At 63.5% G+C, this 3,851-nt stretch carries 2 protein-coding genes and 1 pseudogene; 2 read left to right on the forward strand and 1 reads right to left on the reverse strand.

The genetic code is table 11. From position 1 onward, the window contains the following. Positions 1-1,279 (reverse strand): non-homologous end-joining DNA ligase (gene ligD, locus VFA16_RS06235; protein ID WP_324966980.1); only part of this gene is annotated, 1,279 nt, incomplete at its 3' end. 408 nt (positions 1,280-1,687) lie between these two features. Between ligD and VFA16_RS06240 the strand changes: the two are divergent. Together VFA16_RS06240 and VFA16_RS06245 are read left to right on the forward strand one after the other, a co-directional pair. Further along, positions 1,688-3,226: pseudogene (locus VFA16_RS06240) on the forward strand (mannitol dehydrogenase family protein). Continuing rightward, on the forward strand, positions 3,223-3,851 hold a 629-nt coding region (locus VFA16_RS06245; RefSeq protein WP_324966981.1), incomplete at its 3' end, for an HAD family phosphatase. The pseudogene VFA16_RS06240 and the gene VFA16_RS06245, both read left to right, overlap by 4 nt.

The raw sequence follows: 3,851 nt of genomic DNA on the forward strand, positions 1-3,851 counted from the left end.
TGACCTCATCGTGGCGGAACTTCTCGGTGTCGTAGGTACCCGAATCCCAGATGATCACCTTCCCTGCCCCGTACTCCCCTTTGGGGATGGTGCCTTCGAAGGTGCCGTACTCCAACGGATGGTCCTCGGTGTGCACCGCGAGATGGTTGACCGACGTGGTTTCCGGCAAATTCTTGGGTATTGCCCACGACACCAAGACACCGTCACGCTCCAGCCGGAAGTCGTAATGCAGCCGGCGGGCGTGATGCTCCTGGATGACGAACGTGTTGTTATGCCCCGCAGCGGGTTTGGCGCTGGGCACGGGTTCCGGCGTTTTCGACGGGTCGCGCATGCTGCGGTATTTGGTCAGCCGATCCACGCTGATATCTGCATCCAGCGGCGCCAGCAGATCGCCGTCACGGGCCACCCGCTCCAGCACCTCGTCGTAGCGCAGATGGCGAAGCTTGGGGTCGTCGAGTTCGTCCCAGCTGCGCGGCGCTGCCACGGTCGGCTGTTCCCGTCCGCGTAGCGAGTAGGGCGCGATCGTGGTTTTCGACTCGTTGTTCTGGCTCCAGTCCACGAACACCTTGCCCGCCCGCAGGCTCTTGGTCATCGTCGCCGTGACCAACGTCGGCATTGCTTTTTCCAATTGCTGAGCAACACGTTTGGCCAATACCACGGCGCCCTGGCTGCTCACCGGCTTCTCCAGCGGGGCATAGAGATGTATCCCCTTGCTGCCGCTGGTGAGCGGGAAGGTGGTGAGCCCGATGTCGGCCATCAGGTCGCGGATCTCACGCGCCACGTCGGCCAGCTGACGCATCGTCACACCTTCGCCGGGGTCCAGGTCGAACACCAATCGTGTTGCAGGGCCTTGCTTTAGCTCCTCGCCCTTGCGGGTCCACTCGGCGACGAAGCGCCACTGCGGCACGTGCACCTCCAGCGCGGCCTGCTGGGCAATCCAGGCCAGCGCGGTGGCGCTGTCGATGATCGGATAGGTCGTCGTTCCAGAGTGATGCACCAGGCTGGCTCGGGGCAGCCAGTCGGGCGCTGAGGAGGCCAACTGCTTTTCGAAGAATGACGGCTCCTCCACACCGTTAGGCCAGCGCTTGCGAGTGGCGGCGCGCCCGGCGATGTGCGGCACCATCACGTCGGCGATGCTGGTGTAGTAGTCGAACACCTCCGCCTTGGTGACCGGTACTCGCCGTCGACCCGCCGGGGGGTAGAGCACCTTGTCCGGGTTAGTCAACTTCACCCGCGGCCCCGCCGTTGCTCCGGGCGGCCAGACCTGCGGCGAATCCATGCTGCCAACCTACGTCGTTCGACGCCGCGGCAGTTGCAACACGTGCCGTCGCCGCAGCGGGCCGCGCGGCTGGTTTTGGTCTTCTGGCTGGAATCTGTCTCGCCCCGTATACCGTTTGCCCGCCTACCAGCGATCAGCCGGGCTGATCGCTGATAGGCGCGCACGACACATACACCCCAACACACAGAGGTTCATGCGACCGCGGTGCAACTTGCCGTTGCGCCCGAGGCGACGGGGTCGCCGCGCCCGGCACACCGATCGCTTTACGCCCCATCAGGACGGCAAGCCACCCATTGTGGCGCATTTCACCGGGCTGGTTAAACGCCTGCTGACTCCACGAATTCCGGGCGTGGCGGCACCCCGCTCGCTTGACCGAACTGACTTCACGCCCGGTATGTTCGGCGACCGATGCGCTACGCCGACAGCCTTCCAAATCTGGTCACCGAGCGCCGCAGCACCGGCGTTCCGCTGAGTAACGTCACATTGCCATTGCATTCGCGACGGATCGACGTGCCGAGCTATGACAGGTCGGCCCTTCAGCGCGGTGTCGTGCATATCGGAGCCGGCAACTTCCACCGTGCTCACCAGGCTGTTTATCTCGATGACCTTGCTTCCCAGGGCATTTCGGACGAGTGGGGGGTCACTGCTGTCAGCCTTCATTCCCGGGATGTCAAAGACGTGTTGTCGGCTCAGGATGGCCTTTACACCGTGGTGCAACGCGGCCACGACCGCCAAACCGCTCGAGTGGTCGGCTCGATCGGCTCCTACCACTACGCACCCAACGACAGCGCCGCGGTCCGCAGGGCTTTGGTCGACCCCCAGACACGCGTCGTCAGCCTGACAGTTACCCCCAACGGATACTTCCTCGACCCGGTCAGCGGTGAGTTCGACGCTGCCCACCCCGACGTGCGTGCCGATCTCGTCGCGTCGAATTGCTTTGTCACGGCGTGAGGATACCTGGCGGACGCACTCGACTTGCGTCGCCGCGCCGGTACTGTCCCATTCACGGTGCTCTGCTGTGACAACATTCCCGGCAACACCCAAGCGGCGCGGACAGCGCTGGTGTCGTTCGCCGCGTTGAAGGATCCGAAGCTCGCCAGCTGGATCGACAGACATGTCGCATTCCCGTCGACCATGGTCGACCGCATCACTCCGCGGACCTCAGACTCGGAGCGCGAATTCGTTGAGCACACTTTCGGCATCGCCGACAAGTGGCCGGTGCTCACCGAAACGTATTCACAATGGATCATCGAGGACACGTTCAGCGACGGCCGTCCACCGCTCGAAGAAGTCGGCGCCCAATTCGTGACCGATGTCAGCGACCACAAGCTGGTCAAGACCCGTCTGCTCAACGGAACCCACATCGCGATCGCCTGCCTGGCCACGCTCGCGGGCTACGACCGCACCGACGAAGCGATGAGGAACCCCGTCATCTTCGGTTATGTCGAGCAGCTCATGCGCGACGAGATTCAGCCACTGCTACCGGCGGTGCCGGGAATGAACACCCCCGGCTATCGGAACACATTGCTCACCCGACTCAGCAATCCCCGGATGAGCGACCAGTTGTCGCGATTGGCGCGCCGCGGATCGACGAAGATGTCGTCGTTCCTGCTGCCGTCCCTGGAGGAGGCGATCGCGCAGGGCAGACCGCACACTCTGTTGATGTTGGCTGTCGCCGGGTGGGCCCGGTATCTGCGCGGCTACGACCTGAGAGGTCGCAAGATCCGCATCGACGATCCGCACTCAGAATTGCTGACCAAGTTGGCGACCCTGGAATGCAACAACCCTCTGCCGTTGCTGCGGCACGAGATCTTCACTGAACTACGTTTCGTCCCTGGCTTTGCGGAGCGCCTCGCCGAGATGACCAGGGACATCGATGAGCACGGTGTGATACCCACACTGCGCCGAGCGCTCCGGGACAATGCACGGGAGCTGGTGCTGCAATGAACCGACACGAGTTAATGGTTGTGCGCGAATTCGACCCTGCCCCAATCACCACGTTGCTCTGTGACGCCGATGACAACCTCTTTCCTTCCGAGAAACCGGCATTCGACGCCTCGGTCGAGGTGATCAATCGGTTCCTCGCCAGGTTCGGTGTGACGACCCCGTTCACGGCCGAGGAGCTGCGCAAGCAGGCCGTCGGAAAGAACTTCCGCAGCATCGCTATTGAGCTTGCGGTGCAGTCCGAAGTGCCCATGGAGCAGACACTGGCAAACGGCCGTCCTGCTGCCGTCGTCGCTTCCGGCTCCGACGTGGCAGCCGGGCGCGCGCTGTGCGCCGAGGAACTCGAGCAATGGGTGCGCCGGGAACGCGAGCACGTCACCGCACATCTGGCCGCGACCCTGCGGCCAGACCCGCAGGTCCTCGCTCCACTGCAAGCCCTCGCATCGCGGTATACATTGGCAGCGGTCAGCTCAAGCGCATCCAAACGCCTGGATGCATGTTTCACCACCACCGGCCTTGATCCGCTGATCCCAGCCGCCCTGCGCTTCAGCGCGGAAGACTCGCTTCCCGTGCCGACGAGCAAGCCCGACCCTGCGGTGTATCTACATGCCGGCCAGGTAATGGAGAT

Origin of the sequence: Mycobacterium sp. (assembly GCF_035653355.1) — a bacterium.
GTDB lineage: Bacteria > Actinomycetota > Actinomycetes > Mycobacteriales > Mycobacteriaceae > Mycobacterium.